The organism is Wolbachia endosymbiont of Pentalonia nigronervosa, from assembly GCF_014534705.1.
Lineage (GTDB): Bacteria > Pseudomonadota > Alphaproteobacteria > Rickettsiales > Anaplasmataceae > Wolbachia.
Map to the genome: position 1 here is coordinate 1 of NZ_JACVWV010000069.1, position 5,963 is coordinate 5,963.

Consider the following 5,963-nt stretch of genomic DNA (forward strand, 5'->3'; position numbering starts at 1 on the left):
CCTGTTCGCCCTATCCACATCACTGCTGCTATGAACTTTCTGTTGTCCTTTGCACTCCTTCCACTATCCCCTTTCTTTCCGGGTAAACTCTCCTTTATCCTTTCCCATTGCTTATCTTTTAAGTCGTATAACATCCTTAGCTTCTCTCAAAAATTGTTATTATAACTCCTTTCTTTTTGAATGTCTACACTACCTAGAAAATATACAAGAGCTTTTAAAGAAAAAAGTAAATATTAACTTTCAAGAAGATAGTAAAAAAAATACACCTTTGCATATTGCTGTTCATAGAAAAGAATTAAAAGTTATTGAATTCCTCGTAAAGAATGGAGCAAAAGCTGATATCAAAAATAGCAAAGGTAGAACATCTTTAGACATAGCTAATCGTCTTAAGAGGCAAGATATTGTGGAGATATTGAAATTACACACTCAGCCAAACCTACAGGCTTCTGTTGGAGATAATCAGCAAACTGGCAGCAGCGTTCAGCAACGATCTAGTTTGTTGGAGCAAGTGATAAGACCAAAGACTCTAATTCATAAGGTACAGAAATCGGATAAAATAGATGATCAAGATATAAAGAGGCCAGGAAAACAAGGCCTTCATGGTGAGATTTATCAATTAAAATTATTAATGCTGTTTTTAAAGCGCGGAGTGGATAATCAATACTCCTTTCGCTTAAGTACAGAGAAAAAAGAAGCTAAAAAGTTTGATGATTTGTTTTTTGAGATCACTAAAGATGGTAAAAAAGAGTACCGTCTTTTACAAGCCAAGCATAAGGATGATGAATCTAAGAAGATTACATTCGATAATCTATTAACAGAAAGCGATAGTGATTATAGCCTAGTTAAATACTTCTTTTCTTATCAAGACTCTAAAAAGGAAAAATTATTCAAGAATGTAATGATCAAAGATGTTACTGTTTGTACTAATATTAACTTGGATTTAGATGATAAGTATGAGTTGAATGGTGTTTCTAGAACAATTAGAGAAGTAGTACAAGAAATAAAAGAGAAAGATAACATTCTAGATGTAGATAGTGAAACTTTTGCTAAAGAAGCTGTGCGCTATCGTTTTAGTGATAACGTAGTTTCGCTGTTAAAACCAAAATTAGAAGGTTATAATTTAACCAGGTTAGCAAGAAGATTGGCTGAGTGTTTTTTAAAGAACAATTCTATACAACATCATCAAGAGCATGATATTTTTAATCTTTATCATACTGTATTAGCAAAAGAAGTTATTGATGTTAAAGCTAAAAAATTTCACGATAAATTTATAAAGAATGAAGATATATCTGAGGATACTCAGAAATTTAGAGAAGCTTTTGCAGAGGAAATTAAAAAGCAATCAAAAGAGGTATTAACGTTAGAAGACATTAATTTAGCAATTTCCGATAAAAGAAAAGTAGTTGATAATAAATCAGTTGGTTTAAAGTTATCTAAGAATTTTGGAAATGGAGAAGATAAAAATTGGCCAAATAATGTTATTTCTGATGAAGATGTAAAAGATTTTTTAGATTACTTAGTATTTGCAGTAAATCAGCCTAACGAAGAGCAATTAGGTGAAATTATTGAAAACGATATAAGTAAGGAGTTTAACTTTGCTGCAAAGGATTATGTGTATAATGATCTTTTCGTAAAAATGCTAAGTTGGTTAAATGGCAAAGGAAAGGAGTTTATTTCATACCAGGATGGAGAAAGTTTTTTTGATGAAATAAAGCAAAAATTAAGTGAGTTGGAATTAACAGGTCTTACTCTGAATTATAAATCTAAAGTTGAAAAATTTGGTATTAAGTTTAACTCAGATGCAGTTCAGGAAATAGGGTTGGATGAGTTTCTTTCTGCCAAAGATTCTAATAAACAAGTTTTTAATGCTATTTCTCAACAAAATACACTAAGTACTATTAAAGTATATCAGGTTTTACAAAACATATATCGACAAAATTACATTTTTATGCGGCTAAACTCTATCTTACATCTCCAAGATCGGGTAATACAGGCTTTTGGCAGTAGCAATTTATTAGTAATTGAGTGTAAGACTAAAGAAAAAGAAGAAGATATACGAATACTATATGATAAATTGTTCAGTATTATACAGTCTAGCTCTAATAAAAAAGTTGTTCTGATTACTCGAGGAAACGACCTTCTAGCTAATAAGTTTAAATCTGCTTTAAGAGATAAATATCAAGAAAAAGTAGATAAAAAGAATAGCTTAATTGATCTTACAATTGAATCACAAACAAAACTTCTAGAAGAAGGAAAAGTTATCTTTCAAGGAAAAGAGGTAAGGTTAGGTACAATAATAAATGATGAAGAGTCAAAACATTTAATAGATGGGGAGGTTTTAACTCAGGTCATTAATAAGGAGATAGAGATAGGTAAAGCACTCATAGATTCAAAGTATAATGATATTAAGGATTATTATATTGACCGAACATTTAATCGTCATGTAAAGATTAAAAAAGGTATTAAGAAAGAAAAGTCTTTTCTTGTGACTTCCGACAATCAGGTAAGTAAGGTAGACCCTAATCAAGATATAGTGTTAATTTCTGATACAGGTGAGAGTTTTAAGGAGTTATGTTATGAGTACAAAAAGCATAGTATTCATTGGCTCAAAAATTGGGGAAATGATTTAATATGGCAGCAATCTTATGGTGTTTTATCTAAATTACGTAACTTTGTAGATGAAAGTCAACTTTCTATTCAGGAGTATAAACCAGAGAAAATTACAGATATAAAAGACAGAGTAGTCATTATTTCTGCTGAACCTGGTATGGGTAAGTCTACTGTACTGACTTCTTTAGCATTAAAGACAAAAGAATCTAACCCTTCTTTATGGGTTATAAGGATTAACTTGTTAGATTGTTCAAATGAATTAGAAAAAGAAACAGAGAAGAAAAAACAGCTTAACGAAAAAGAAGCTAGAAAATTCCTATACAGGATGGTAGGTTCTCAACTCTTTCACAAGGAAGAAAGAGAAACACAAGAGAAAAGTGAACAAAGGATAGAAAAGGTTGTAAGTGCTATAGTAGAAAAAAGGAAAATAAGTTTAGAAGGTAAAGGGGAAGAAATTAAGAGTATGAACTTGTTAGAAATGGAACTATTTAATAATTTTTATAATCAGGGCAGGGTTGCTTTACTGTTTGATGGGTTTGATGAGATTAGCCCTGACTATACAGAAAAAGTTATTGAGTTACTGCAAGTTCTAAAAAATTCTAAAGTAGAAAAGCTATGGATAACTACTCGTCCTTATAATTTTGTTCAAGAAAAACTAGAAGATCAACTTAGTGTATTTTCATATTTATTAAAGCCACTCCTTCCAGAAGAACAGAAAGGTTTTTTAAGGAAATTTTGGAAAGCAAAGTTGAAACTTAGTGAGTTAGATGAACAACACTCAGGAGTTTTTATTGATGAATTACTAGATAGCTTTCCTGGATCCATAGGTGATAAAGATTTTATGAGTATACCGCTACATGCATTTATGGTTGCTGAAGTTTTCAAAGATGGATTCAAGAGTTTTTATGACTCTAATAAGAAGGAGCTTTCTGATGAATATAAAAGGAAAAAGCAGGATTTGGTTACTTTATATGAGAAATTTATTGATATAAAGTTTGATGAAGGCCTGAGAAAAGACTATTCTGATTTTGATACTACTAGGAAAAAAATACGTCTGAAAAAAAAGTTTAAGCAGGAAAAAGAAGAACTTATAGCAGATCATATGAAATTAGCTTTATATGAAATATTTAACAAAAATGAAGTAGAGAAATTGCTTTCTCGAGAAGAAATGGGAAAAGTATCCGAATTAATTGACAAGATAACACAAGGGAACGAAAAAGCAGGTTTGATTGAACGAGTTATTGATAGTAAGCCTAGATTCATTCATCGTACTTTTGCAGAATATTTTGCATCAAAATTAATTTACGAAAGGCTTGACTACTCTAAAAAATCAAAACAAGAAATATGGGAATTTTTTCTAGACCATATTCTTATTGACGATAGGTACAATGTAATTCGTAGATTTATTGATTGTCAATTAACAGATAGTAAATTATTTAAATTGAAAATAGGTAACACAGTAGAGAAATTATTAAAGGAAAGAATTGATGAAAGCAAAATAACACAGCTACATGTAGCTGCAAAAGAAGGATTATTAGAAACTATTAAGTTTTTGCTAAATAGTCTACCAAATGGTAATTATATTAATGCTAAAGATGAAGATAATTTGGGTTCTACGCCATTACACTATGCAGCACAAAATGGTCATTTAGATGTTGTTAAGGCTTTATTGGGTAAAGGTGCTGATGTTAATGCTAAAGCCAAGGGTGATTGGATGCCATTACACTCTGCAGCACAAAATGGTCATTTAAATGTTGTTAATGCTTTATTGGGTAAAGGTGCTGATGTTAAGGCTAAGACTAAGGATGGTTGGACATCATTACACTATGCAACACAAAATGGTCATTTAAATGTTGTTAATGCTTTATTGGGTAAAGGTGCTGATGTTAATGCTAAAGCCAAGGGTGATTGGATACCATTACACTCTGCAGATGATTGGACACCATTACACTATGCAGATGATTGGACACCATTACACTCTGCAGCAAGAAAAGGTCATTTAAATGTTGTTAATGCTTTATTGGGTAAAGGTGCTGATGTTAAGGCTAAGACTAAGGATGGTTGGACACCATTACACTTAGCAGCAATAAATGGTCATTTAAATGTTGTTAAGGCTTTATTGGGTAAAGGTGCTGATGTTAATGCTAAAGCCAAGGGTGATTGGATGCCATTACACTCTGCAGATGATTGGACACCATTACACTTAGCAGCAATAAATGGTCATTTAAATGTTGTTAATGCTTTATTGGGTAAAGGTGCTGATGTTAAGGCTAAGACTAAGGATGGTTGGACATCATTACACTTAGCAGCACAAGATGGTCATTTAGATGTTGTTGAGGCTTTATGGGATAAAGGTGCTGATGTTAATGCTAAAGCCAAGGGTGATTGGACATCATTACACTTAGCAGCACAAGATGGTCATTTAGATGTTGTTAAGGCTTTATTGGGTAAAGGTGCTGATGTTAATGCTAAAGCTAAAGCCAAGGGTGATTGGACATCATTACACTTAGCAGCACAAGATGGTCATTTATATGTTGTTGAGGCTTTATTGGATAAAGGTGCTGATGTTAATGCTGAAGCCAAGGGTGATTGGACATCATTACACTTAGCAGCACAAGATGGTCATTTAGATGTTGTTGAGGCTTTATTGGGTAAAGGTGCTGATGTTAATGCTAAAGCCAAGGGTGATTGTATGTCATTACACTATGCAGATGATTGGACACCATTACACTTAGCAGCACAAGATGGTCATTTAGATGTTGTTAAGGCTTTATTGGGTAAAGGTGCTGATGTTAAGGCTAAGATTAAGGATGGTTGGACATCATTACACTTAGCAGCACAAGATGGTCATTTAGATGTTGTTAAGGCTTTATTGGGTAAAGGTGCTGATGTTAATAAGGCTGCTTTTTATAATGGTTGGACACCACTGCACGCTGCGGCTCAAAATGGTCACAAGGAAATTGTTGAGATTTTATTAAAAGAAGGAGCACATTATAATGTAAAAGATTCAAAAGGTGGGTCACCGCTGGATCTAGCAAAGTCTAGTTCTAGTATTAAAGTTCTACTTGATTGTATTGATAATTTATTTCAAGCTGTTAAAAGTGGGGAAGAAGATGAGGTTCGTTCTTTGTTGCAAGGAAAAGATTCTGACACACTTAAAGCGATTTTGAATGCTAGAAACACTGATAATAAAACACCTCAAGAAGTTGCTAGTATTAATAGCGATATTGAAAAATTGCTTAGAGAAAAATTAAGAGTTGTTCAATCTCCTAATCAGCAGAAAGAAGCTGCACATCAAGAAGGTGAGATTTCAGCTAAGGAATGCCTACCAAGCACAAGTCATAGGAAGAAAA

At 32.6% G+C, this 5,963-nt stretch carries 1 protein-coding gene; it reads left to right on the top strand.

Annotated features, from left to right (window positions below):
- Positions 1-49 precede the first annotated feature (49 nt).
- Positions 50-5,963, top strand: a 5,914-nt coding sequence (locus IC220_RS05915) for an ankyrin repeat domain-containing protein (RefSeq protein WP_188153573.1), incomplete at its 3' end; no start/stop codon positions are given.